This window comes from Amphritea sp. (genome assembly GCF_016744155.1).
Taxonomy (GTDB): Bacteria; Pseudomonadota; Gammaproteobacteria; order Pseudomonadales; family Balneatricaceae; genus Amphritea.
Genome location: NZ_JADGEW010000010.1, coordinates 1 through 26309, shown reverse-complemented (window position 1 = coordinate 26309; position 26309 = coordinate 1). Strand labels below are relative to the sequence as shown.

The window sequence follows — 26309 nt, the reverse complement described above, 5'->3', positions numbered from 1 at the left end:
CCTGGCTGCAAAGCCCGTCGGTAATACATGGTCACCTCCTTGTGCCATTCGATGTGGGAATTAGATGTTGGGATTCGTGCCTCATCCCAACCTACAAAATAGACAGCTACTCTAAATTTGTACAAAAAATAATCCTAACCCGATAGGTTGGGATCATAATCCCAACAAGCTTTCAAATGACTACTCTCGAAAAATCTCTCCATACGCTCTTAGTTACTTGTAAACAACACCTCGAAACTTACAGCATCGTTGGTTAGAAAAAGCATTCATAGAATCCGATGCTAATCCGCTATACTCAGTTTTGACTCACTTTCTGGAACTGTAGTTTTGATCGGACGACTCATTGGACCTCTGTTAGACAAGCTACTTTTCGGGCTTACACTGCTGCTTGCGTTGCAGGTGCCGCAATTGGCTGACCATTATCAGCAGTTTCTGTCTGGTTGGTTTGAATCAACCCAATGGCAGGTCGAGGGTTATGAAGCGACGGCTAAAGAGTTTGGCTACGCCGATGCAGCAGCCATGATCGAACAGCATCAGCAAAACAGTGAGCCCAGTGTACGAGCGGATGCCGAACAAAAACTAGCAACCCTAGCGCTTTATGACGAGCTTAAAGCAGGCATCACCCTTTTCAGAGAGGGTAATCTGTTGAGTCAATCTATCTATATGTTCACCCCTTCCCGCTATAACTATCTCGAAAAGACAATCGATAATTTTAAACCGGGCATACCGCTGACCACCAGCGGACTACTATTCGGGGCGATTATTGGGTTGATGCTGAACCTTATCATCACACAACCCTTCCAGTTTTTCATAAGACGCAGAAAAGTTAAACATTCAAAATTATCAAGCGAAAAGACACTGGTATGAAAGTAGAGCGATTAGACCATCTGGTACTCACCGTCAGAGATATCAACACAACAATTGAGTTCTACACGTCCGTTATGGGCATGAAGAAAATCACCTTTGGCGACGATCGCGTTGCATTAACCTTTGGTAACCAGAAGATAAACCTTCATCAGAAAGGCAATGAATTTGAACCCAAGGCGGGGACTGTTCAGACGGGTAGCGCAGACCTCTGTTTTATTATTGATCAACCCGTCACCGAGGCAATCAAACATCTGAAAAAGCATAAGCTGACGGTAATCGAAGGTCCGGTGCAACGCACAGGCGCCACCGGAAAAATTTCCTCTTTATATTTCAGAGACCCGGACAAAAACCTTATTGAGATATCAAATTATATAAATGATTAACACTTTCGAATTTAAACCAATAAATTCAATGGCGTAGTCGCTTCACAGGTGTCGAATAAGTAGCAGTAAAGACCCGACCGACAATACATCACGATGCTTTTCTCAGAATAATTCACCAGAGCCACAAATTGATTTTAGACTTAAGATTAATATAAATAACGATTTCGGTTAGTATCAGTCCATGCCTTCAAATCACTATGATAAAAATAACAATATAATAGGTTCTATGCATGATTAAATGGACGTTAATCCTGGCAGCATATTTCACAATCTCGTTAAGCGCATTAGCAGATAACCTTCCTCAACCACTTGGCTCTGTAATACTGACGATCAGTGGTCAGATAGAAAACACTCAAGATGGGAAAACCGTTCGTCTGGACCTCGCCCAACTCAAGCAGCTTAAAAGTAATACGTTCAATATTCAGACTCGCTGGTCCGATAGTGCTCATCGCTACCAAGGCCCGCTACTTTCCGCTGTATTAAACTATGTTGGGGCTAAAGGATCTGTCGTTCACTTAACGGCACTAAATGACTATACAACCGATATTGATCAGGAATATATCGACAAATACGAGCCTATTCTGGCTTGGGAAGAAGATGGAAAACAGCTATCTGTTCGGGAGAAAGGGCCTTTATGGTTGCTACTCCCTAACGACAAATTTCCTGAACTTAATGCTGAAACACATTCCGGAAAAATGATCTGGCAGCTAACCCAGATTGAGATTCGATAATGCTTCATAAAGAGTTTAAAAATAGATTTAACCGTCACAAAAGCATCTTGCTGCTGCCAATAGTGCTTATTTTCTTTATCAGCGCCATTATTAGCTTTGTTCAGCTACGACAGTCTTTATCGATTCTGGAACAACGATATGGCACCAGTGTCTGGTCTATGTTCCAGCTAGGGGTAGAGCTACACCGCTTCGACGATGCACTTGGAATCTACCACAGTGACCCTGCTGCTCTTAAGCAGTTACAACAGCGTTACGATATCCTCTGGAGTCGCTTCCCCATTCTGCTTGAAGGAGTAGACGCAAAACACCTGGGAAAAGTTAACGGGGCAACATCCCTATTAAATAATACCTTTAATACAGTTAAGTCATTTGAGAGCCATCTCTTTGACTCCCCCCTTGTCACACCTGAACAGATTGCCAACATGCAGTCAGTACTGAGACCCTATACCGAGGCTATCAATAAATTATCTTTAGAAAACTACCACTACAACAACCAGTCGTTTAATCGCGATGACCGTAAGATTGCCAGCCTTCAAGAGCAGCTCATTCTTTTAATTATCGGTCTGAGTATCAGTGGAAGCATCCTGCTTTGGATGGTGCTGCGGGAAAGTAAACTCAATCGTTATCAGGCAGAGCATGACAGTCTGACGCAGCTTCCCAACAGGGTATATCTCAAAAAAGCGCTGGCCAGCCACTGTGAGCTAAGCGATAGTTTCGCCCTGCACCTGATCGATCTGAATGGTTTCAAAGATGTTAATGACACCTTAGGCCATCATATTGGCGATATCCTGCTTCAGTCTGTCTCAAGCCGATTAATTGATAGAATAGATCGAGAATATGGTTGCATCACCACTCGGTTAGGGGGAGATGAATTTGCGATTATTCAGCCATCGACTCGCAATGAACATGACCTCAAAAAAGTAACCGACCAGATCCTAAGATTGTTCGAGGATAAGTTTCACATCGGTGAGCAAAGCTGTTTTATCGGTGTGAGCATTGGCAGCGCTATCTACCCCAAGCATGCCACTGAAGCCGGCAGTTTGCTCACCCGGGCAGACATAGCTATGTATAAGGCGAAAGAGTTATCGCCAATATCTGGAAGTGCTCTATTTGATTTTAAGATGGATGCTAAAATTCATCGACGCCAAGAGCTTCATAGAGACCTGCGAGAAGCCATCATAAACGAGAAGCTCAGCCTTGTTTATCAGCCGATTGTTTCCCTTGAAAGTGAAAATGTCGCCTATTTTGAAGCACTGCTTCGATGGAACCATGAGATCCATGGCCCCATTCCGCCTCAGGAAATCATTGAAATTGCTGAGCACTATGGGCTTGCCAATAAACTCGGATGCTGGATTATCGATCAAACTTGTCGGCAAATAGGCCTATGGAAAGCATCGGGCTTCAATCCGCTACCCGTTTCGGTCAATATTTCACCGTCGATGCATCGACTTGATCTGGCAATGATCATAAACAAGTCCTTGGAAAGTTACGGGCTACCCAAAGGCCTTATCTGGATTGAGGTAACTGAAGACACCACTATGCAGATCCTAAAAGAGACCCAGGAAGTCATCCCTACACTTAACCAGGAAGGCATCAGTATCGCCTTGGATGATTTTGGTACCGGGTTGTCATCCCTGAGTCACCTCCAGCAACTTCCGGTTCAAACACTGAAAATTGATCGAAGCTTTATCCGCCACATTCCCACAGATAAAGTGAGCAGCCGTTTAGTTAAAAATATCATCGGCATCGGCCATGATTTAGGAATGAAAGTAGTTGCCGAAGGCATTGAAGACCTGGCCGCGGCCCGTTTACTCGCTTCATACCAGTGTGATTTAGGACAAGGCTACCTGTTCAGCAAACCATTGCACCCAAATCGGATACCTGACTTTTGCAGAGATCAAAAAGAAAAGTGTTCAAACTCCATTGCTTAACCCTCCCAATACGGCCCTCCACTGGCAGTTCTGATTTTTTCCTTTGCCCACGTAAAAACCAGTCATTGATCTCAACAGCTTATTTAGTTAACATATTAACTATATTAAGGAGATTTCAATGAGTATAAAACTGTCTGTTGTCGATCAATCACCGGTACATGGTTCCCATCCCGCTATTGCCGCCCCGAGCCTCACTGTTGAGCTGGCAAAAACCTGTGACGAATTGGGATATTACCGCTATTGGGTTGCTGAACATCACGACAGTATCCATTTTGCCAATCCCTGCCCTGAGATCATGGTGGCGCATATCGCCAGCGTGACTAAAAACATCCGTGTCGGCAGTGGCGGAGTGATGCTAAGTCACTACAGCCCACTCAAAGTAGCGGAAAGCTTCAAAATGATGGCAACGCTCTTTCCGGACCGAATTGATCTGGGTATTGGCCGTGCGCCGGGCGGCACCAATGTGACCTCCCACGCACTGGCCTTCCCACATCAGCCTAATCACGGTGACCAATACGCACAACAAGCGCTGCTGCTGAAAGGTTTTGTTGAAGGTAATCTGCCCGAAAACAATCCCTTCCATGCTATTCAAGTACTACCAGACAGCACCCCCGAGCCTGAGCTGTGGATGCTGGGGTCCAGCGGTGGTAGCGCAGGGCTGGCAGGTCAACTGGGCTATAACATCGCCCTGGCTCGCTTTATCGATCCTGACAACTGCCATCCATCGATCTTCACTGAGTATCTGGAACAGTGGAAACGCGCAGAACACCAAGGTACGCCTAACAAGATGCTGGCAATCGCCTGCATCTGTGCCGAAACAGAAGAGGAAGCCAAGCTACGGGCAGGCACCGCGGTCTATCGCAAGCTGGCTGCTCAACTGGGCATTCGTGAAGCCTTTCTAACCCCTGCAGAAGTACAGGACCGTTACAAAGCCTTCCCGGTCTCCCATCAGGCGGAATATGACAACATCCTCAAAGGCTACACCGTCGGTACGTCAGAACAGTGTGCAGAAGAGATCAATCAACTGGCCAAAGCCTTTGATTGTGACGAAGTCGCCACCGTCGCCGTAACCCATAGTCAGGCAGATCGGTTGGATAGCTATACGCAGCTTATGAAGGGGTTTTAAAACAGTGGCTCGTAGTTCGAACGCCGGTTCCCGGCTTGCTCGTCGCTCGCAAAGGCCTTCTTAAGCAGGTTTAACGAGACGCTTACCTCCATCGTTTATAAGCCTGTAGGTTGGGTTTCACTCCGTTCTACCCAACCTACATTTCTGTATAGTGACTATTCTTCTTAGTAACGATTTGGAGTCGGGCCTATGTCACAGAACCTGGAAGCCAACAAAAATAACGCTATCGCCTTCTATAACACAGCGTATCTGGGAGACCCGGCTAGCGCGGTAAAGCTGTATGTCGGGGATGAGTATATTCAACACAACCCCCTGGTCGGCGATGGTAAACAGGCGTTTATCGATTACTTTACCGAAATGCACCGGGACTACCCTGATAAAAGTATCGAGTTCGTCAGGGCAATTGCTCAGGACGACACAGTCGCCCAGCATACACTTCAAACCTGGCCCGGCAACGAACAGTACGTGACGATGGATTTCTTCCGCTTTGATAGCAACGGCAAAATTATTGAACACTGGGATGCTATTCAACAGGTGCCTGAGCAAACACTCAACGGCAATACCATGTATTAATCACCAGCAAGGTTGAACCTAGAACCCAGCCATGCTTATAACCTATAGCGATATACATATATCGAACAATTGAGTAAATCCTCCATCATCGTTATGATCGGCTTAACCACCCGAGCCGGACCATAACAATGAAAACGAACCTACATCGCTACCTTGCCCTACTGCTGTGCGCGCTTACCACGCTAATCACCACTCCCTTGTCTGCCAATCCATTACAGATGATCAATGTCGCCGATAATGTTTATGCACTCATCGGCCCGATGGAACAACGGTCACCGGACAATCTCGCCAACAACGCCAACTTCGGGTTTATTGTGTCTGATCAGGGAGTCCTGCTGATCGACAGCGGCGGTACTTTAGCGGGGGCAAAAGATATCGAACGTCAGATCCGTACCATCACGGACAAACCTATCACCCTGGTCATCAATACCGGTGGGCAGGATCACCGCTGGTTTGGCAACAGCTACTTTGCAGCACTGGGAGCAGACACACTAACCTCGGTTCAGACTCAGGCTGATCAGACAGCCCGGGGTGACAACCAGTCTGACTCGACATCGAGACTGACCGGTGACAGTTGGAACGGCACAGATCCCCAACCCGCCCAACAAACAATATCAGCAAACAAATCACTGACGTTTGGCGACACCCAGATTCAGATTATCCCGGTTGGCCCGGCGCACACCGGCGGCGAAACCCTCGTCTGGCTTCCTCAGCATAAACTCCTGTTTAGCGGTGATACCGTCTATCTGGACCGAATGCTAGGCATTGGAGGCCAATCCCAGCACCTGAACTGGCTAGCAGCCTTTGCCACCATCGACGCTCTGAATCCAACCACCATCATTCCCGGCCACGGCATGCCCGCTGATCTGGCAAAAGCTCAAAAAGAGACACGTGACTACCTCACCCTGCTACGTACTGAAGTCAGCAAGCTGATCGAAGACGGTGCCGATATGGAGGACGCCACCAATATAGATCAAAGCGCCTACAGCTACCTCAAGGTGTACGACTCACTGCATAAACGCAACGCACTGCGGGTTTATGAAGAGATGGAGTGGGAATGACTACAGTGTCTAGATCGTCACTGCGTGACTTGCTAGTGGTTAGACGTCGCTTCGCGACTTGCTAGAAAAACCATTTACAAAGCACAACCTGTAGGTCGGGTTGAGCAAAGCTTGCTTTACGAAACCCAACATCGCCCAGCGGCAAGATGTTGGGTTTCACTCCGTTCTACCCAACCTACTAGTCTGTCTTGAGCTTTTCCTAGCCACGAGCAAGTTGCGTAGCAACGTCTAGCTAGGTGCGTAGCACCGGTCTAGCGAGCAGCGAAGCTGCGTTCTCGATTATCCAAACATAAAAAAACGGGGCGTGCGCCCCGTTGTTTTACATGTTTGGATAATTCGGCCCGCCGCCGCCCTCTGGCGCAACCCAGGTAATGTTCTGGGCCGGATCTTTAATATCACAGGTTTTACAATGTACGCAGTTCTGTGAGTTGATCTGGAAGACTTTCTCTCCCGCATCATTCTCTAGCACTTCGTATACGCCCGCTGGGCAGTAACGCTGCGCTGGCTCGTCGAACTTAGGTAGGTTCTGACCTAACGGTATGCTGCTGTCGGTCAACTTAAGATGACAAGGCTGACTCTCTTCATGGTTAGTGTTTGAGATAAACACAGAAGAAGGCTTATCAAAGCTCAGTACACCATCCGGTTTTGTATAGTTGATAACATCGCATTCGGTAGCCGGTTTCATTTGGACGTAGTCTGGATTGTTATCACGGATAGTGAACGGCAGGCTGAAGATGTTCTGATCGACGAAGTTCAGCGCGCCACCGATGATAGTGCCATATTTATGCAGCGCTGGACCGAAGTTACGGCTCTTATATAGCTCTTCGTAAACCCATGAGTCTTTGAAGTTATCAGTATAAGCAGTCAGATCATTGCCGCCTTCATCGCCACTGCTCAACGCAGCAAACAAAGTTTCTGCAGCGACCATACCGGACTTCATCGCGGTGTGGGTGCCTTTGATCTTGGCAAAGTTCAGTGTGCCTGCATCGCAACCCAGCAACAGTGCACCAGGCATTGTCATTTTCGGCAAGGCGTTAAAGCCACCTTTAGTGATCGCACGCGCGCCGTAAGACACACGCTTGCCGCCTTCCAGATATTGAGACATCAACGGATGATGTTTCATCCGCTGGAACTCATCGAATGGGCTCAGGTGTGGATTATCGTAGTTAAGGTCGGTGATCAGGCCAACAACAACCTGATTGTCTTCCGCGTGGTAAAGGAAGAAACCACCGCTAGCGCCAGCATCGCTCAGAGGCCAGCCCGCACCGTGCAACACCAGACCTGGCTGGTGTTTGTCGGCAGGAATATCCCACAACTCTTTAATACCGATGCCGTAATGCTGGGCATCCGCATCTTTATCCAGCTCAAATTTAGCCTGCAGTTCTTTACCCAGATGACCACGACAGCCCTCAGTAAAGATGGTGTATTTAGCCAACAGATCCATACCTGGCATGTAGGTATCTTTCTGTTCGCCGCTTTCATCAAGGCCCATATCACCGGTGCCGATACCAGCTACCCGGCCATCGTCGCCATAAATAATATGGGAAGCAGGGAATCCTGGGAAGATTTCAACACCCAGTTGTTCTGCCTGCTCGCCTAACCAACGGCACAGGTTACCCACACTGGCAATATAGTTGCCGTGGTTGTGCATGGTTTTAGGCACCAAAGCATTAGGAATCTTGGTCGCTTTCTCGCCATTTTTCAGTAGGTAGATCTGGTCTTCAGCCACTTCGGTCTTCAGCGGAGCGCCCTGCTCTTTCCATTCAGGGAACAGCTCATCCAGGGCGCGGGGTTCAATAACCGCACCTGAAAGAATGTGGCCACCTACTTCGGCAGATTTCTCAACTACGCAGACCATCAGTTCCTGATCTGCTTCATTCGCCTGTTGCATCAGACGGCAAGCAGTGGACAGACCGGCCGGGCCGGCACCGACGATCACTACATCAAATTCCATCGACTCTCTTTGCATGGTTCTTTTATCCTTGGTTACCGGTACTAAAACTGTTCTTCATCTAACGCCATAATGCTATCGCTACCAGCCATAACAGAAGCCAGGCAGGACTGCGTGCGGGTCATCAGATGCTCACAGAAGAACTGAGCTGTCACTAGTTTTGACTGTAGGAACTCACTGTCGCCCTCACCTGCATCAAGCTTTGCCTGTGCCTGCATCGCGCTTTTAGCCATCAACCAGCCACCACAAAGATAACCGAACAGCATCATAAAGTTAACACTTGAACTACCTGCTGCACTCTTATCTGCAGCACTATCTAACAACCACTGTCTTGCGGCAATGCCGTTTTCAAGTGATGTACGACACTGCTGTGCTGCCAGCGTGAACTTACCGCCCAACGCTTCAAAACGGGTAACGTCTGCTGCAATCTCTTCCAGCAACGCTGCCAGTGATTCGCCACCATTGACCAGCGTCTTACGACCGACCAGATCCAGTGCCTGAATTCCGGTTGTACCTTCATATATCGTCAGAATTCGTGCATCTCGATAAAACTGTGCGGCACCGGTTTCTTCGATGAAACCCATACCACCATGTACCTGAACACCCAGAGAGGTAAGTTCCTGAGCAAACTCAGTCACCCAACCTTTGACGATAGGAGTTAACAGGTCAACGCGACTCTGGTTGCCACGATCGACATCAGCCGCCGCAACAAGACAAAGTGCCCGCATCGCTTCTGTACCGGATTTCATCTGCATCAGCATACGACGCACATCCGGGAAGCGAATAATTGGATAGCGACTGCCATCCCGGTTGGAACCCTGAATACGATCTTTAGCATACTGCAACGCATGCTGGTAAGCCCCTTCAGAGACCGCAAGACCTTGTAAACCAACTCCCTGGCGGGCGTGGTTCATCATAGTAAACATATAAGCCAGGCCGTTGTTCTCTTCACCGACCACATAACCCACCGCACCGCCGTTATCGCCAAAGCTCATAACGCAGGTAGGGCTTCCGTGGATACCCAGTTTATGTTCAAGAGAAACCGCATAAGCATCGTTACGCTCAGCCGGGTTGCCATTTTCATCCAATAGGAATTTAGGCACAATAAATAGGGAGATACCTTTCACGCCAGCCGGAGCATCCGGTAGACGAGCCAGCACCAGATGAACAATATTGTCCGTCATCTGATGATCACCCCATGTAATAAAAATCTTCTGACCGGTAATCAGGTAATGATCACCATTACGCACGGCTTTGGTTTTCACCGCCGCCAGATCAGTACCCGCATCCGATTCAGTCAGGTTCATGGTACCTGTCCATTCACCGCTGACCATCTTCGTCAGGAAATCCTGTTTGAGACGGTCACTACCATGATGGCTAATCGACTCAATCGCACCCTGACTCAGTAACGGACACAGGGCAAACGAGATGTTAGCGGATTGCCAGACTTCGTTAACAGCCGTACCCAATACATTGGGAAGATTCTGGCCACCATAGGCCTCATCTGCTGTCAGCGTCGCCCAGCCACCTTCAAGATATTCGCGGTACGCTTCAGAAAAACCTTCGGTTTGCTGTACTCCGTTATCTACCAGAGTTGGGTGATTCAAGTCCCCCGTGCTGTTTAAAGGTGCCAAAAGGCCGGATCCCAACTTGCCCGCTTCGGTTAAAATAACCGATGCCAGTTCGCTGTTAACATCGTCCATTCCTGCATCTGCACAGAGCTGATCAAACTGAACTAATTCATTCAGAACAAACTCAGCATCTTTAAGGGGGTGCTTGTAATCACTCATATTCGCTACCTTGTATTCTTATTTTTCTGCTTACGTCTACTGCAAGTTTTAGATCTGGCCTGACAATTCCGGTACTGCATCAAACAGATCAGCAACCAGTCCATAGTCAGCAACAGAGAAGATTGGCGCTTCTTCATCTTTGTTGATAGCTACGATCACTTTGGAGTCTTTCATACCTGCCAGATGCTGAATCGCACCAGAGATACCCACAGCAATATACAGATCAGGTGCTACGACCTTACCGGTCTGACCCACTTGCATATCGTTTGGTACAAAGCCCGCATCAACAGCAGCACGGGAAGCACCCACTGCCGCACCCAGCTTGTCCGCCAGACTGTAGAGCAGTTCGAAGTTTTCACCGTTACCCATACCGCGACCACCGGATACGATAATAGAGGCAGCTGTCAGCTCAGGACGATCAGACTTAGCCAGTTCTTCACCAACAAAGCTTGAATTACCTGCATCGCAGACTTCAGAAACAGCTTCTACTGCTGCACTTCCACCCTCTTCTGCAACACCATCAAACGCAGTACCACGAATGGTCAGCAGCTTGATCGCATCTTCAGTTTTCACTGTTGCGATAGCGTTGCCAGCATAGATAGGACGCTTGAAAGTGTCCGCAGACTCAACGCCGATCACATCAGACAGCTGGTTTACATCCAACAGGGCAGCAGCCCGTGGCAGATAGTTTTTACCATTGGTCGTTGCCGGTGCCAGAATATGGCTATGGCCGCTTGCCAGTGCAACGATCAGTTTAGAAATATTCTCAGCTAGTTGATGCTCATAAGCTGCGTTGTCCGCAAGCAATACCTTAGAGACACAAGGGATAGCTGCTGCCGCGTCGGCGACTGCCTGACAGTTAAGGCCCGCTACCAGCAGTTCGATATCACCACCGATCTGTTGTGCAGCTGCCAGGGTATTCAGGGTTGCAGGCTTAAGCGCCTGGTTGTCATGTTCTGCAATTACCAGAATTGTCATAAGTCTTCTCCTCAAATAACCTTGGCTTCGTTTTTCAGTTTATCCATCAGCTCATCAACAGAGGCCACTTTAATACCGGCCTTACGCTCTGCAGGTGGATTAACCGCCATCAGTGTAATTTTGTTGCCCACTTCAACGCCCAGCTCAGCCGGAGTCTTCACAGCCATTGGCTTACGTTTAGCTTTCATGATGTTAGGCAGAGAAGCGTAGCGAGGTTCATTCAGACGCAGATCCGTCGTGATAACCGCTGGCAGGCTCACTTCAATCGTTTGCAAACCACCATCGATCTCGCGAGTTACCTGAACTTTCTCGCCTTCAACTTTTACTTCAGAAGCAAAAGTTGCCTGTGGATAATCCAGTAACGCAGCCAGCATCTGACCGGTCTGGTTATTATCGGAATCGATTGACTGCTTACCCATAATTATCAGGGTAGGCTGCTCTTCCTGTACAACCGCTTTCAGCAGTTTGGCAGCAGACAGTGCATCTGGAGCAGATTCTGTTTCGATTTGAATACCGCGATCGGCACCCAGCGCCAGTGCAGTACGAATCTGCTCCTGACAAGCTTTATCACCAATCGATACAGCAATAACTTCGCTGGCAACACCCGCCTCTTTCAAACGAACCGCTTCTTCAATAGCGATTTCGCAGAACGGGTTCATAGACATCTTAACGTTGGCCAGATCTACATCGCTATTATCGGACTTAACCCGAACTTTTACGTTGTAGTCGATAACACGTTTTACCGGTACAAGAATTTTCATAGCACTCACTTCTTATTTGAGGTTTATATGATGACCTAGTTTGCCTTCTCTAGCCTAGGACAACAATAACGAAAAAAGCCTTATAATTGATATTTTCGGACACATCAGACCATTTAATTTCGGAAATTTCTGATAGTATCGGACAATCAGCTCCATTATAGGACAAACCACTTAATGTTTTCGGAATCCAGTTATGAGCTATAACCATCACTCCGTTTCAATCCATTTTGCCAACTCAATGCTCAAAGGCGCAAGGCTCAATGGCTTGAATGAACAGCAATTACTGTCGGAATCCGGGCTCAACAGCGAACTGCTCAACAACCAGGAAGTCCGTATTACACCGATGCAGCTGAGTCGACTGGTTCAGTCTATCCAGCGCCACGGCGATGACGACTATCTCGGTATGGGTAGCCACCCCTGTCGCTTCGGCGTGTTTGGCCTTATGGCCAGACAGGTAGTCCACTGTACCGACCTGCGTCAGGTATTCAAGCAAGCAGTCTTCTTTTACAACCTGCTGGTGCCCGCTTCCCATCTCAGCATTACTGAGGAGGGAGACAGCGCCATCTTTACCCTAAACCTGACCGATCCCAGCAAGGACCCCGACCACGCCCTGCTCGATCTACTGATGATCCTTTGGCATCGTTTCCCCAGCTGGCTGATCGGCCAACGCATCCCGCTTAAAAAGGTCTGCTTTGGCCATTCCACTCCAGAACACTTTGAGGAGTATCGGTTAATGTTTCCATGCCCTGCTGTGTTTGATCAACCAAACAATAGTATTATCTTCGACCGGGCAATCATGGACGCTCCGGTCGTACAAACGCTGCAAAATCTTAGCAGCTATCTCAGACGCGCTCCCCTGGATTGGTTTAAACGTCAATCCTATTACCCAGTCTATACCCGTAAGGTGATGGACTATCTGGAGAGCGCTGAATCGATGGTCGATACCAGTATGGAGGATATCGCCAACCAATTACACACAACCACCCGAACCCTGCGCCGTAAACTCGATGAAGAAGGCACTAGTTTTCAGGAAATAAAAGATGGTGTACGCCGGGATGAAGCGATCCATCTGCTCAGTCAGCCTAACCTGCCAATCTCAAAAATCGCCCGGGTACTTGGCTTTGCCGAAGCTGCTGCCTTCACCCGTGCCTTCAAACACTGGACCGGTATCTCACCCAGCACCTATCGTAAATCGAAAGGGTGATTGTCCTATTTAATCAATTTATTGACTGTAAAGGCTATCGTCACCATCTCTGATAAAGGCCAGAATAGAGACTGTTTCGATGCCTATTAGCTCACAGATACTTGCACTGGCGAGCCTTGCACTATAAGTGGTATTTACCAACCGGCCCTGCTCTGCAGCGGTCGGTATTTTTTATAGCACCACCCTCAAGCAACCACACTCTCATAGCCACTTGAAACTGTACCAGTAAAGCACAGGCTACCCGATCCCCTAATCAGGGGACCACTCATCTTCAATTTATTATTTCAGGCAACCTGCAGGCGGCTTAATGTATCTTTAACCAGCCCCTGATCACTAGCAATAGCAGGCAACGTCACTATATTTATACCGCTGCCAATTTCCCGAATCACCAGTGTACGGAAAAATTGACCGACACCCTCTTCAGCCTGAGAGGACCTGAATTCCAATAGTTCAGCCAGAAGATTCCCCAGCTGACACTGAAGCTTATCTTCGCTTCTACCAATTAGAATAAGGTCTGGCTTTTCCAGGTGTACGATAGCCAGCAACACTTCAGCTAACTCCATAGGACTGGGAATAACATCACAGGGAATAAAGCGCTTGCGATCAACCCCCTGCTGAAGCAAATCTCGACTCTGATCCAGCGTCAGAGACTGTCCTAAAGTAACAACTGTTACTTCACCCGCTCGACCACTCCGTTTCAGTTGTAGCGCTTCTTTTATACTTTCTAACGCCTGCGGACCCAGAACGATGTCTCCCGAAACCCTACCCTCCACATCTGAGGATTCGGGTGTCAGTATTACGGTTACTTTCATTATTATTCTCCCGTCTGACATTCTTTTATAGGAACAGTGAAAGCTCCACTCTCCCTGTTCCTATAGCAGCGATACTTCTAACTAAGAATTAATCTAACTCTTTCGCCGTCTGTCGCAGCACAAACTTCTGAATCTTACCCGTTGAAGTCTTTGGCAGATCCCCAACCACAACCCGTCTTGGAGTTTTAAAGTGCGCCATGTTGGCTCGGCAAAAATCAATTATTTCTTGCTCGGTAACGGTTTCACCTTCAGTCGTCGTGATAAAGGCGCAAGGGGTTTCACCCCACTTTTCATCGGGACGGGCAACAACGGCTGCATCCTGAATTTTCGGATGTCGATACAGCACATCTTCAACTTCGATACTGGAGATATTTTCGCCGCCAGAGATAATGACGTCTTTAGAACGGTCCTTAATCTCGATATAGCCATCGGCATGCCAGACCGCCAGATCGCCTGAATGAAGCCAACCACCGCTGAACGCCTCATCGGTTGTAGAAGGGTTTTTCAGATAACCTTTCATCACCAAATTACCCTGCATAAAGATCTCACCGATGGTTTCACCATCCTGTGGTACCGGCTCCAACGTATCAGGGTCTGCCACCATAAGCCCATCCAGCATCGGAGCGCGAACGCCTTGGCGAGATTTCAAACGGGATTTTTTCTCGTCATCGTACTCATCCCACTCTTCATGCCAGGCACATACAACTGACGGCCCGTAGGTTTCGGTCAGGCCATAAACATGGGTCACTTTAAAACCCAGATCTTCCATACCCTGAATCACGGAAGCCGGTGGCGCAGCACCCGCGGTCATCACTTTGACCTGATGCTCGATTCCAGACTTCATCTCTTGTGGAGCTGAGTTAAGCATATTCAACACAATCGGGGCGCCACAGAAGTGATTTACCTTGTGCTCTTTGATATCAGAGAAAATCTTATCAGCGCGCACATGACGTAAACTTACGCTGGTACCTGAAGCGGCAGCAATCGACCAGGGAAAGCACCAGCCATTGCAATGGAACATCGGCAGCGTCCATAGGTAAACAGGGTGTTGACCCATGTCCCAGGAAACAATATTACTCACTGCGTTCAGATAAGCGCCACGATGGTGGTAAACCACACCCTTAGGGTCACCGGTGGTGCCCGAGGTGTAATTAAGGGTAATCGCATCCCACTCGTCTTCCGGCATCAGACCCGTAAAAGCACTATCCCCTTCGTTCAGGAAAGCATCGTAAGTCATATCACCAATCAACTCACCACCCTCATAGGACGGATCATCAATATCGATCACCAGAATCTTCTTACCGATCATCTTCAGCGCTTTCTTAACAACCGTCGAAAACTCCCGTTCAGTGATCAGCACTTTAGTCTCAGCGTGTTGCAATACAAAGGCAACCGCTTCTGAGTCCAGACGGGTATTGATAGAGTTCAGAATCGCACCGCTCATGGGCACACCAAAGTGAGCCTCGAAATGTTCCGGCAGATTGGGCGCAATAATAGACACAGTATCGCCCTTGCCTATTCCCCGCTGACTCAACGCACTGGCAAGCTTACAGCAGCGCTGATACGTTTCAGCCCAAGTACGACGCACAGACCCATTCACCGTTGCAATCCGCTCGGGATAAACCTTAGCACTACGTTCGAGAAAACTGAGCGGCGTTAAAGCAGTAAAATTCGCCTGATTTTTATCGAGGGACTGGTTATAAATATTATGACTTTCAGACATTGAAGTTTCCTGTACAAAAGATTCAACCGGCAGTGCGGCTGGGGGACCTGGCTAAGCCTAAGAAGCAGAAATCAATCTAACAATGATTGAACGGTGACGGTGCGGCTATTAAGTAACATTAGCCGGCAGCAGAGGATGGTCGATGAACCATAACGATTCAGTTCAACGCGAAAATCGTTGAGCGTATACAGAGAAGGCATTTTTACTCGCTTCCGACCATAAGTATCAGTCAGTATTTTTATTATTCTGAGTCTTAGTGTTCTATGTTGCCTACTTAGTAAACACCCTAATCTTTGCCGTAAGTTGTCTGAATTCTAACAAAATGTAACAAGCTATATGGCACAGATCCATTTACTATAGAATGCGTTAATAACATCAACTGAACGCACTAAGACGACGGCAAAATGCATTTCAGACCGAAACTGATGCAACGCTTCTTTCTTACCCTGCTGATTATCATTTCGATGATTTTCCTCACGGTTTACTTTTACTCAGTGCCTGTCATTCAGAAAAAAGTCTTTGAGATTGAGCGTAATGCCAGCCACATTGCCATTAACAGCGTCTTCTCACTCGCCAGCAAGATGTATTCCGACACTGAAAAGTATCGCAGTCAGGCACTGGATTCCCATAAAAAAAGACTGAGATCAGTCGTCAGGCTGACAGAATCCTATATCACCAGTAGTTTTTCTGATGCATTAAGTAATGGCCAGACAGAAGCCCAGGCTCGTCAGGCTATTTTCGAGAAGATCAGAGACCTGAAATATGGTGAAAACGACTATATCTGGATATCCGATTACAACGGCATCTTCCTCTCCCATCCCGACCCTCGCTACCACGGTAAAGATGCGACAGCCCTATTTAACTCCCAAGGTGAAGCCGCCGTTCCGGCACTCATTAAACTAGCCCTGAATCAAGGTGAAGGGTTTTATCAATATCAGTGGAATCGCCTGAACGCAGCAAGACCGCTGGATAAAGTCTCATTTGTTAAGAACTATCCAGAGTGGGGCTTTATCGTAGGCTCCGGCATCTATCTGGATGATCTCGAAGCAGACATTGAACAGATTCGTACCGAAGCATTAGAGGAACTGCGCGAAGGTATAAAAGAGATCAAAATAGCCTCCAGTGGCTATCTGTTTGTTTTTGATGCAAACATCAATATGCTAATCCACCCAAACTCCAATATTGATGGCACAAACTTTCTTGATCTAACCAATCCGGTAACCGGTCGGGCAATAGCACAAGACCTGATTCAGGTCGCCGATACTGGAAAAGAGCTTTACTACAAGTGGGATCGCCCCAATGACCCCGGCAATTATAAATACGAAAAATTGTCACTGGTCCGCTACCTACCAGGCTTTGACTGGTATATCGGCTCTTCGGTCTATGTCGATGAACTACGCAGCAGCTCTGAGCTACTAACAGAACGAATTATCACTATCGCAGCCATTGCTCTACTCGTAGCATTGATATTGATGCTGCTGTTTAGCCAGTGGATTACCCAACCGATAAAACGGCTGGCCGATACTGCTGTGAGAATCTCTGCGGGTGAGTTGACCGCCAAAAGCGGTATCCGTCGCGATGATGAAGTAGGCCTGCTGGCAAATACCTTTGATACTATGGTTGAACGCTTACGTGACTCTATTCAGAACCTGGATACCAAAGTTGAACAACGTACCCATGCGCTGGCTGAAAAAAACCAACAACTGGTTATCGCATCAGAATCCATGGCCAGCGCCAAAGAAGCGCTCTCTCATGCCGAGCAACGCCAGCGCTTAATTCTTGATGCTCTACCGGCTTTTATCACTTACCTGGATACCCACTTCAACATCCTCTTTGTAAATCAGGGGTTTGCCAACATACTGCGGCAAGATAAAGCCAGCATCATCAATCAACCTTTACGGCAGGTCATAGGTGAGAGTACGTTTGCTCTATTCGCATCACCGCTGAATGAAGCCCTTCAAGGCAAACAATCCACCTCAGAATATACTGAACCGAGCAACGACACTGATCACTCTTCAAAAAGCAAAGTTCGTAAGCAAATAGTGATCCCCTGTTTCAACTCTGACCAGGATGTAAACGGCATCCTGATTATGACGTTTGATATCACCGCAGAAAAAGATGCTGAAAGGCAATTAAATGAAGCCCAGCGAATGAATGCGGTTGGCCAGATGTCGGGGGGACTGGCCCATGATTTCAATAACCTACTGACAATTATTCTTGGCAACCTGTACTCGGTGGGGGACAGGTATGCCAGTGAGAGTGACGTGCAGCGCTACTTAGAACCCGCCATTAGGGCCACCCGGCGCGGAGCTGACATTACCAGCCGGCTGCTATCCTTTTCCCGCCGACAACCACTCTCGCCCAACCTGGTCGATCTCGACAAGCTGTTACATGACACGACTGAGCTACTGTCCAATTCACTGCCTGATAACATTAATATCAGCATCGACATCAGTACCTCAAACCTTCTACCTTTTGTCGACCCCGGCAGGCTTGAAGACGCCTTAGTTAACCTGGCATTTAACGCTAGAGACGCGATGCCAGAGGGTGGCGAACTGAGTTTTACCAGCCGGACTATAGACGTCACAAATCTATTAGTATTGGATGAGAATGTCCTGCCCGGAACCTATAGCGAGATATGTGTCAGCGATACCGGCTCAGGTTTCTCAGACCAGGCTCTAGTGCAGTGTTTTGAGCCCTTTTTTACCAGCAAGCGAAATGGCGCAGGTTCTGGCTTGGGACTGAGTATGGTGTACGGTTTTGTGAAACAGTCAAAGGGCTATATCAGTATTCAGAACACAGCTAACAAAGGGGCAACTATTACTTTACTATTGCCTGCAGAAGAGGCTATTGAAGCCCCCGTCATGATAGAAAAGGTGGGGGCCGAGCCCTCACCCATAGATGCAAATAGATTGATCTGCCTGGTAGAGGATGATCCGGATGTTCGTTCAGTAGTGCGTCAACAACTTATCGATCTAGAGTTTGATGTAATAGACACCCACAGTGCCGATGAAGCACAACGGCTGATACCGCTACTACCTAAACTCTACGCCCTGGTATCGGATGTAATGCTACCAGGCAGTATCAACGGCATTGAGCTGGCAGACTGGCTACACCGTGAAAATGACGAATGTCGGATCATTCTGATGAGTGGCTATTCCTATCAGCAGAACGGAGATAAGCCGATCAATCCAGCATTTCCGTTGCTCAACAAACCCTTTGGCATAACCGAATTAAAGCAGGCATTGCGTAATGGCTAAAAAAGAAGATCGACAATGGCTTGAGTTCAGACACCCTGTGGGAGTCAGCAATGAATAACAACAAAATGATCTACGTGATAGATGACGAAAAAGATATCTGCCAACTGGTCAGCCAGGAACTAGAGCTTTTTGGCTACACAGTACGTACTTTTCCAACCGGTACACAGGCAGGTCACGCCATTCGTACCCGGCCACCAGCAATCTGCATTATCGACCTTGGTCTGCCAGATATGGATGGTATGGAACTGGTTAAACAGCTGTGCGACAAACACAATGTCGGGGTAATGATTCTCTCCGGACGCAATAGCGTGCCTGACAAAGTACTTGGGCTGGAACTAGGCGCAGATGATTACATAGTAAAGCCCTTTATCCCACGGGAGCTGGTCGCACGGGTGAACAGCCTAGTGCGACGACTGGAAAATATAGGCACTGACCCAAAATCAGAAACACGCAGCGCTAGTTTTGCGGGTCTGTGTTATGAGCCATCAACCCTTACCCTTACGACTGCAGATGGCACTCAGGCAGAACTTAGCTCTGCAGAGAATGATCTGTTGATCAAACTACTTAAAGCACCGAAAACAATTCTCTCAAGGGATCAGCTAATGGGGGAAAGCGCTGGTCCATTTGACCGCAGCATCGATGTGCGGATGTCTCGGGTGCGGAAAAAGATTGAACACGACCCCAAAAACCCAGAAATCATCAAAACTATTTACGGTGTAGGTTACATCCTTACCACCGATGTTAGCTGGAGCGGTTGAACCGCGCCCTCGATTCCAGGTTTTCACACTGACAAAATAAAAAAAACCCGGCTAATAGGCCGGGTTGAGGGTCTCACTAACTGAGCTTACTAAGGGAGAAGTTCAGTTAGTCAGACTTAGGAGAAGAGTCCACAACTCTAAACCTTAAACAAATTCAGACTGAGCTTTGGTTCCGGTGGCCGCTTTAATGGCTTCCCTTATGCCTGCCCTTCGCCATCAGCAAAGATCGCCTCTTTCGCAGGGATCATCGTCAGACCAACCAAAAACATAGCCAGCCCCGAAACATCTCGAGAATTTCTCAGCAGCAATGCATAACTCTTGCCGTCTCTCCCCCGGATATACAGAGTTGGGAAGCTAACATTAAACAACAGGAGTTTTGCTGCAATCTTTCTGAGAAATAACGAAATGTATCAAGGTATTAAAAACGCCCTAAAAACGCCCTTTAAATAGCAAAGAACCACTAACAAATCTCTCCCCAACTACTCTCGCACCAAAACAGAGCAATAAATAATTGCACCTACATGCCTGCAACTTGAAAAAAACTCAGTATAAAAAACAACCAAATACGAGAATAAAACATCAATAAACACCGATATCGTATTTCTTAATGATAGAGATCAACTTAATTGGATAGAAAAATTCATCAATGAGATGAAAAAGCATACTTTGTCGTAGACTGCTTTTTTGGATAATCTGCGCGCATATAGAAAGCGCTCTGTTTTAATGCAATAGAAAAAACACAGCATCTAAGCCGCACCATGAAAGTGCGATATGTTGGAGAAACACCATGTTAACTACTTACGATTACATTGCTATGAACAACCTGCAGCAGAAGAATTTTCCAGAAACCGAGCACGAATACTTCATGCGCATGATGCGTGAACTGAAAGAAACTCGCGCGATCGAAAAGCGTGCCGCCAGAAATCAGAAGATAAAAGCTGCCTTTGTTGCTGTACTGCACCTGTTCAAAATCAAGCGTACCGAAAATCTTGAATCCATCTACGGACGATAAAAAGATGCCGGTTATTATGCAGCAAAGCCCGACTCATCAACCGCGTCGGGCCCCGCTGCATAAAATCTCTAAGTAATTAGATACACCAAGTAACACCCAATACTCAAACAAGTATTAGTCCAAACTTGATAAACAGCTTATTCCTTTCTCCCTCTCTTCCTTTTTCTAACTTATTTCTTCTCAGCATATTGCTGGATACCAGCGCCCATCACTACCTTAAGTTCTAAGACGATACCCAGAACGGAAGATCCACCAGACAGTCGTCAGACAGATCAGCAGAAAGACCATGGTCATCCCCAGGCTCACCACTACATTCACATCGGCTACCCCATAGAACGCCCAGCGAAAGCCACTGATCAGATAGACCACTGGATTAAACAGCGTCAGGGTTTGCCAGGGCTCCGGTAGCATACTGATGGAGTAGAACGCTCCCCCAAGGAAAGTCAGTGGGGTGACTACCATCAGCGGAATCACCTGCAGTTTTTGAAAGTCATCCGCCCAGATACCGATGATAAAACCAAATAAGCTGAAGGTGATGGCCGTCAGAATCAGGAACGCCAACATCCAGATAGGGTGCTCTATATGGTAATCGACAAACAACTGGGCAGTGAACAGTATAAGTAACCCCAGCGTAACCGACTTAGTCGCTGCAGCGCCGACATAACCGATCACTATCTCCATCGCCGACACCGGCGCCGATAAGACCTCATATATAGTGCCGGAAAACTTGGGAAAGAAAATGCCGAAAGAGGCGTTAGAAATACTCTCACTCAGCAGTGACAACATTACCAACCCGGGAATAATAAAAGCCCCGTAACTGATGCCATCAATATTGCCCATGCGCGAGCCAATAGCAGTACCGAAGACGATAAAGTAGAGCGAAGTCGAAAGCACCGGCGATGCGATACTCTGCATCAGTGTGCGAAAGGTACGGGACATTTCAAATTTATAGATCGCCCGAATAGCATAGAAATTCATATTACTGATCCTCCTGAACCAGGCTGACGAAGATATCCTCAAGGGAACTTTCACTGGAGTTCAGATCGCGAATCTCCAACCCCTGCTGGGTCAGTTTACGTAACAGACGAGCGATACCATCGCTTTCATGACGACTGTCATAACAGTAGGAAAGATTACTACCGTCCTGATCCAGCTGTAGATTAAACTCTGATAGTTCAGCTGGAATTTCAGTGATCGGCTGTTGCAGACGAATACTCAGCTGCTTACTACCGAGCTTATCCATCAACGCTTGTTTCTCCTCCACCAACAGAATCTGACCTTTACGGATCACACCAATTCGGTCAGCCATCTCTTCCGCTTCTTCGATGTAGTGTGTCGTCAGAATAATAGTAACGCCCTGCTCCCGTAGTTCTCGAACCATTTGCCACATATCTTTACGCAGCTCAACATCGACACCGGCGGTGGGCTCGTCAAGAAATAGGATTTCAGGTTCATGGGACAGCGCTTTAGCAATCATCACCCGGCGTTTCATGCCACCAGACAACTCACGCATCTGGGCATCTTTTTTATCCCACAGCGAAAGCTGACGCAGGAGCTTTTCAATAAACGCAGGGTTAGAGGGCTTACCAAATAAACCTCGGCTGAAACTCACAGCAGACCAGACATTCTCAAATGCATCGCTGCAGAGTTCCTGAGGGACCAGACCAATTTTACTGCGAGCCGCACGGTAGTCTCTGACAATATCGAAGCCATCGGCCAGAACAGAACCTTCCGACGGACTGCTGATGCCACAGATAATACTGATCAGGGTGGTCTTCCCTGCCCCGTTAGGCCCCAGCAGGGCGAAGATTTCACCCCGACGGATATCCAGATCTACATTTTTAAGTGCAGTAAAGCCAGATTGATAGGTTTTAGTCAGTCCACTGACTCGAATAATAGATGGCATTCTGTGCTCTCTGAAACAGATAAGAGAGACATAGTACCCCCAGATAAAGTCAGACAGTAGAGGCTAATAGGCAGACTGCAAAAATAATTCAATGCCAAGACTAACGAGCGCTATTCTGCTCCCCGCAGTAGAATCCAGGTAGGCACCTAGATAATTACTTAGATAAGCTCCAGCAAAAACAGCGAACCCGCTTTACCTCTGCCTATATAAGGCTTAATAAACTCAACACTAAACTGATACTGAAAAAGGCTAGAATGGTGGTCACCATTAAAACGCCAGAACAATAGCTCTGATGACCATATTGGCCACCGACAATAGGATAGATACTAAGCATCGGTGAAGCAGAAAAGATTACTGCTGCCTGCTTCAACATCAGATCCATATCGGGTACGACGAATACCACCAAAAACAACACCACCAGCGGCTGGATAAGCAATTTGAAGCCAGAAATCATAACGATATCTTTGAGCGTTGCACTGAAGGCAACCCCTGCCAACGACCCACCAATAATGATCAACGCTACCGGTGCTGCCGCCCCTGCCAACAGATCCATTCCCCGACCCAGAAAGCCTGGTGCCTGAAACCCAACTAACACGGCCAGCACGCCTGAAAAAACAGCGATAATGATCGGATTTCTTACTAATCGACCCGCCACTGTTTTTACTATTTTTCTCAGCCCTACACCGGTGTCACCCTGGGTTTCCATCAACGCAAACGCGATGGGAAACAGAATAATATTCTCCACTATCAGCGCCATGGCAAACGCCTGAGTCGGTGCATCATCAACAAAATACTGCATCATCACCGGCAGACCGATGAATGCACTATTAGGACAAGCACTGCCAAAACCTTTAAGACTGGAAAAACTGATATTGTCCTTCAGCATCCATCGACTGATAGCAAACACAGAAATAAAGGAAAACAGGCCGCCTGCGGCATAGACCATAATGTAATCTGAATCGATTATCTGACTGATATCCAGTTGCGATATCTTCTGAAACATCAGCACCGGCAGTGCCAGATAAAGCACAAAACGACTCATGCCCGGCAGCGCTTCGCGGGGAATAATAGCGCTACGTGTTGCAACAAAGCCGGCTAAGATCAGCAAAAAGATCGGTGCTGTAATACTCAGAATATTTAACATGTTCATTTCTTACATAGAGTGAGCGATTAAACATACAGCCTTACGTGCGGTTTCTGCAATGGGTAAGCACGACAAGGCGCAGTCTTAAGCAAAGAAACCAATAAGCCCTACACTGCCAGATGATCAATCTAAAGTTGCCATCGGCATAGAGACTCCCCACTTCTCTACTTCAAAGACAATAGAATCACTCTTTACCCTTAACCGAACTATAACTACCTTTCATCCATAGCATCAAAGCGGGCCAGCGATTAACTAACAGCGCGCTAAAGATCAAACTGCAACCTAGTAGCTGCATAATGGTCATCGTTTCACTAAACCACCAGATCGCCAGCAACGCAGTCCAGACAGGCTCCAACGTCATGATGACCGCTGTATGACTGACAGGTGCCATACCCTGCGCCCAGGTCTGAATAAAAAAACGCACGCTGGTCGCAATCAGGACACTGGCCAACAACCATCCCAGTAACTCAAGAGATAGCTCAAATTGCCAGGTTTCAGTTAGTGCTGAAATCATCAGGGCAACCAGACCCACCACTATCAGCTGAATCACAGAGAGTGCGATCACTGAGATACGACTTGCGGCCCGACTGTTTAAGTTATAGAACAGAGCAAAAGCAACAGCCGATATCAGGAAAAACAACTCGCCCTGACCAATCACTAATTCTGAATCAAGTGATAAGCTGGCCATTCCTAATGCAGCTAAGGGCAAGGCCGCCCAAACACTACGGCCCGGCCGATCGCCAAACAAGAGCGCTAGAACCGGAACCAGTACCACACCCAGACTAGTAAGAAATGCGCCAACGCCGATATGACTCGCATAATGAAGCCCCATAATCCAAAACATAATACCCAGCGAGAAGCTAAGCCCCACACCTATACTGAATAACCACCCCTGTCGATCAAGTTGTAAAAGCTTACCCCTACCAAAGGGAAAAAGTATCAACCCCGCCAACAGGAAACGAATACCAATAAAGAGTAACGGAGGAATGCCGACCAACGCTTCTTTAGAAAACATCCAGCCAAGCGCCGCCAACAGAGTCACCCCCACTAGCAACAAGTCTGCCTTCATATGGCCTGATAATTTCAAGTCCGCTTTCCCTTCAGAATAGAATCGTTATGCATAGATTTTGACGCCATCCTATGACGTTGTATCGAAACGAACAAGCTTTGATGTGATGTAAGAGGATTTCATCCACGATGAAAAACTGTTGCGGAGAGAGCTAAGAGCCTCAGACGTTAAAAAGGCCCCAGTAGGAATACAAAATTCATATAGATAAAATTACTGGCGTGCTCTCTTTACCAATGAATACGCTATTGATGTGCAAAAATTTGGCAAATGAGGTTTGGACTACTGCTGGTTTGACTAATGGCTAGACCGATGGCTGCCCGTTACTGATGTTAGACAGTATCAGTGCACTGTTAAAGCTGGGGGATAGTTATTCAGTTTTTTTTTACTATGAAACACTACGAAGGGAAAGCGACTGCTGGTAATTAAGCCTAATCAGGCTGACTCAAAAATTTAACACCCCCTACTCTGTCCAATGACATTTTTTATCCGGGACTTCACGCTCAATTACCGCCGATTAGAAATTTATTGCCGTAGTCAAAACCGGGCATATTAGGCCCATCAACTATCTCTATCTCTTCGTTGTTGTAGTGCACTGTCGTTGGAGTCTCTATATCGATCGCACGATCGGGATCAAAACTGACTGAAGCACTGACTGCCCCCGCAGCCAGTACCGATGTAATGCTGATTGTAGTAATAAATGTTTTCATACTGCATTCCTCGATAAATGGTTTCACTGAAACCTTCTTACCTAGTTACTTTGTGATTACTTACGAATTACTACTTAGTTGCTATTTATTTACTGCCAACGAAAAGTTCAGAACCGTAACTGTTAGCTGGCAAATTTGCGCTGTCAACAGTGACTAACTCTTCGTTGCTGTAGTGAGAGCTGGTCTGAATGGTAGTACCACCGCCGAATTGACCCAGTTCGAAGTTAGTTGAAGCTGAAGCTGCACCAGCAGCCAGTGCAGAAGTCAGGGCGATTGTTGTGATGAGTGCTTTCATAATGTGTTCCTTAAAACTGTTTAACTAAAAAGAGTCTTACAAAAATATAACGGTGTCGCTGACGGGCACGACTTAGTTACTGCCGACGAAAAGTTCAGAACCGTAGTTGTTAGTTGGCAAGTTTGCGCTATCAACAGTGACTAACTCTTCGTTGCTGTAGTGAGAGCTGGTCTGAATGGTAGTACCACCGCCTAGCTGACCCAGTTCGAAGTTAGTTGATGCTGAAGCTGCGCCAGCAGCCAGTGCAGAAGTCAGAGCGATTGTAGT

General features: G+C 47.4%; 24 protein-coding genes. 11 read left to right on the top strand and 13 right to left on the bottom strand.

Annotation, left to right across the window (positions count from 1 at the left end):
• Positions 1-327 precede the first annotated feature (327 nt).
• The 7 genes from QZZ54_RS09760 to QZZ54_RS09730 all read left to right on the top strand — a co-directional run bounded on the left by QZZ54_RS09760 (position 328) and on the right by QZZ54_RS09730 (position 6672).
• Positions 328-867 carry a DUF2937 family protein gene (locus QZZ54_RS09760; RefSeq protein ID WP_290702241.1) on the top strand — a complete coding sequence of 180 codons (540 nt, stop codon included), beginning with the start codon at positions 328-330 and terminating at the stop codon, positions 865-867.
• Positions 864-1250, top strand: coding sequence for a VOC family protein (locus QZZ54_RS09755; RefSeq protein ID WP_290702239.1), 387 nt, complete (start codon positions 864-866; stop codon positions 1248-1250). Before QZZ54_RS09760 ends, QZZ54_RS09755 begins: the two co-directional genes overlap by 4 nt.
• Positions 1251-1480: 230 nt before the next feature.
• A complete protein-coding gene (locus QZZ54_RS09750; protein WP_290702237.1) occupies positions 1481-1981 on the top strand; it encodes a molybdopterin-dependent oxidoreductase in 501 nt (166 codons plus the stop codon).
• Positions 1981-3912 (top strand): GGDEF domain-containing phosphodiesterase, encoded by a 1932-nt coding sequence (locus QZZ54_RS09745; protein ID WP_290702235.1) that lies wholly within the window; start codon positions 1981-1983, stop codon positions 3910-3912. The genes QZZ54_RS09750 and QZZ54_RS09745 overlap by 1 nt, the downstream gene beginning before the upstream one ends.
• A 118-nt stretch (positions 3913-4030) precedes the next feature.
• A complete protein-coding gene (locus tag QZZ54_RS09740; RefSeq protein ID WP_290702233.1) occupies positions 4031-5038 on the top strand; it encodes an MsnO8 family LLM class oxidoreductase in 1008 nt (335 codons plus the stop codon).
• A 189-nt stretch (positions 5039-5227) separates the two neighbouring features.
• A complete protein-coding gene (locus tag QZZ54_RS09735) occupies positions 5228-5611 on the top strand; it encodes a nuclear transport factor 2 family protein (protein WP_290702231.1) in 384 nt (127 codons plus the stop codon).
• Between the two features lie 128 nt (positions 5612-5739).
• Positions 5740-6672 (top strand): MBL fold metallo-hydrolase, encoded by a 933-nt coding sequence (locus QZZ54_RS09730; protein ID WP_290702229.1) that lies wholly within the window; start codon positions 5740-5742, stop codon positions 6670-6672.
• Positions 6673-6991: 319 nt separating this feature from the next.
• Here the strand turns inward: QZZ54_RS09730 and QZZ54_RS09725 are convergent, their stop codons facing one another.
• Genes QZZ54_RS09725 through QZZ54_RS09710 form a run of 4 tightly spaced genes read right to left on the bottom strand, consistent with a single transcriptional unit; the run spans position 6992 to position 12152 of the window.
• Positions 6992-8641, bottom strand: a complete 1650-nt coding sequence (locus QZZ54_RS09725; protein WP_290702227.1) for an electron transfer flavoprotein-ubiquinone oxidoreductase — start codon at positions 8639-8641, stop codon at positions 6992-6994.
• A gap of 26 nt (positions 8642-8667) precedes the next feature.
• Positions 8668-10413 (bottom strand): acyl-CoA dehydrogenase, encoded by a 1746-nt coding sequence (locus QZZ54_RS09720; protein ID WP_290702225.1) that lies wholly within the window; start codon positions 10411-10413, stop codon positions 8668-8670.
• 48 nt (positions 10414-10461) lie between these two features.
• Complete coding sequence (locus QZZ54_RS09715) at positions 10462-11391, bottom strand: FAD-binding protein (RefSeq protein WP_290702223.1); 930 nt, start codon at positions 11389-11391, stop codon at positions 10462-10464.
• Positions 11392-11402: 11 nt separating this feature from the next.
• On the bottom strand, positions 11403-12152 hold the full coding sequence (locus tag QZZ54_RS09710; RefSeq protein WP_290702221.1) for an electron transfer flavoprotein subunit beta/FixA family protein: 750 nt from the start codon (positions 12150-12152) through the stop codon (positions 11403-11405).
• A 193-nt stretch (positions 12153-12345) separates the two neighbouring features.
• Here QZZ54_RS09710 and QZZ54_RS09705 point away from each other — a divergent pair, with 193 nt between their 5' ends.
• Entirely contained in the window at positions 12346-13356 is a 1011-nt protein-coding gene (locus QZZ54_RS09705) for an AraC family transcriptional regulator (RefSeq protein ID WP_290702219.1), read from the top strand.
• A 284-nt stretch (positions 13357-13640) separates the two neighbouring features.
• Here QZZ54_RS09705 and QZZ54_RS09700 read toward each other — a convergent pair whose 3' ends face one another.
• Positions 13641-14168 (bottom strand): hypothetical protein, encoded by a 528-nt coding sequence (locus tag QZZ54_RS09700; RefSeq protein WP_290702217.1) that lies wholly within the window; start codon positions 14166-14168, stop codon positions 13641-13643.
• A gap of 88 nt (positions 14169-14256) precedes the next feature.
• Positions 14257-15891 (bottom strand): acyl-CoA synthetase, encoded by a 1635-nt coding sequence (locus tag QZZ54_RS09695; RefSeq protein ID WP_290702216.1) that lies wholly within the window; start codon positions 15889-15891, stop codon positions 14257-14259.
• Between the two features lie 404 nt (positions 15892-16295).
• Here QZZ54_RS09695 and QZZ54_RS09690 point away from each other — a divergent pair, with 404 nt between their 5' ends.
• From QZZ54_RS09690 to QZZ54_RS09680, 3 genes are all read left to right on the top strand, one after another.
• The gene (locus QZZ54_RS09690) at positions 16296-19151 is read left to right on the top strand and encodes a cache domain-containing protein (RefSeq protein ID WP_290702215.1); all 2856 of its coding nucleotides are present in this window, start codon (positions 16296-16298) and stop codon (positions 19149-19151) included.
• Between the two features lie 50 nt (positions 19152-19201).
• Complete coding sequence (locus QZZ54_RS09685) at positions 19202-19909, top strand: response regulator transcription factor (protein WP_290702213.1); 708 nt, start codon at positions 19202-19204, stop codon at positions 19907-19909.
• Between the two features lie 787 nt (positions 19910-20696).
• Positions 20697-20921, top strand: coding sequence for a hypothetical protein (locus tag QZZ54_RS09680; RefSeq protein WP_290702211.1), 225 nt, complete (start codon positions 20697-20699; stop codon positions 20919-20921).
• Positions 20922-21137: 216 nt separating this feature from the next.
• Here QZZ54_RS09680 and QZZ54_RS09675 read toward each other — a convergent pair whose 3' ends face one another.
• The 7 genes from QZZ54_RS09675 to QZZ54_RS09645 all read right to left on the bottom strand — a co-directional run.
• Complete coding sequence (locus tag QZZ54_RS09675) at positions 21138-21899, bottom strand: ABC transporter permease (protein ID WP_290702209.1); 762 nt, start codon at positions 21897-21899, stop codon at positions 21138-21140.
• Position 21900: 1 nt separating this feature from the next.
• Positions 21901-22827 carry an ABC transporter ATP-binding protein gene (locus tag QZZ54_RS09670; RefSeq protein WP_290702208.1) on the bottom strand — a complete coding sequence of 309 codons (927 nt, stop codon included), beginning with the start codon at positions 22825-22827 and terminating at the stop codon, positions 21901-21903.
• A gap of 202 nt (positions 22828-23029) precedes the next feature.
• Positions 23030-23971 carry an AEC family transporter gene (locus QZZ54_RS09665; protein WP_290702207.1) on the bottom strand — a complete coding sequence of 314 codons (942 nt, stop codon included), beginning with the start codon at positions 23969-23971 and terminating at the stop codon, positions 23030-23032.
• A 184-nt stretch (positions 23972-24155) separates the two neighbouring features.
• Positions 24156-25058: a DMT family transporter gene (locus QZZ54_RS09660; protein WP_290702205.1), complete on the bottom strand. Its 903-nt coding sequence runs from the start codon at positions 25056-25058 to the stop codon at positions 24156-24158.
• Positions 25059-25540: 482 nt separating this feature from the next.
• Positions 25541-25747, bottom strand: coding sequence for a hypothetical protein (locus tag QZZ54_RS09655; protein WP_290702203.1), 207 nt, complete (start codon positions 25745-25747; stop codon positions 25541-25543).
• Between the two features lie 85 nt (positions 25748-25832).
• Positions 25833-26042: a hypothetical protein gene (locus tag QZZ54_RS09650; RefSeq protein WP_290702202.1), complete on the bottom strand. Its 210-nt coding sequence runs from the start codon at positions 26040-26042 to the stop codon at positions 25833-25835.
• 72 nt (positions 26043-26114) lie between these two features.
• Positions 26115-26309: hypothetical protein (locus tag QZZ54_RS09645; protein WP_290702200.1), on the bottom strand; the 195-nt coding region annotated here is incomplete at its 5' end.